Source organism: Alcanivorax sp. HI0044 (genome assembly GCF_001634945.1).
The window spans coordinates 1-627 of sequence record NZ_LWEZ01000044.1 but is presented as its reverse complement, the minus strand read 5'-3'; the positions used below and the strand labels follow the sequence as shown (position 1 = coordinate 627).

Below are 627 nucleotides of genomic sequence, written 5' to 3'. Positions count from 1 at the left end.
TCCGGCTCGGAGTTGGGTTTCGGTATGTTCCTGGCGGACAACTACGATGATCTGATCGACCACCCGGTGGAAATGGGCCGTTTGAGTATGCCCAGTTCGAAGCCTGTGGTGTGCCGCACTGGGTGGTGTTGGCTGGGCGTCATAAAGCCGATATGGCGCGACTCTGTCGGGATCTGAAACCGATTTGTGAACACCATATCCGCATGTTTGGCGAGCCGGCGCCCATGGATCGCTATGTTTTCATGACGCTGGTCACCGGCAATGGTTATGGCGGACTGGAGCACCGTAATTCCACCAGCCTGATGTGCCCCCGCGATGATTTGCCTCGGCGCAGCGATGAGCCTGGCAAGGTTCACGACGGCTATCGTTCCTATCTGGGGCTGTGCAGCCATGAGTATTTTCATACCTGGAACGTGAAGCGCATCAAGCCCGCTGCGTTCACCCCTTTTGATCTGTCACAGGAAGTGCATACCGAATTGCTGTGGGCGTTTGAAGGGATCACCAGTTATTACGACGATCTCTCCCTCACCCGCACAGGGCTGATTGCGCCGCAGAGTTACCTGGAGCTGCTTGGGCAAACGCTCACGCGGGTGTACCGGGGGCAGGGTCGCCATAAACAAACGGTGA

General features: G+C 57.1%; 1 pseudogene. It reads left to right on the top strand.

What is annotated here, in order from left to right:
* Positions 1–224 precede the first annotated feature (224 nt).
* A pseudogene (locus tag A3730_RS32420) lies at positions 225–627 on the top strand (peptidase M61); the annotation flags it as partial.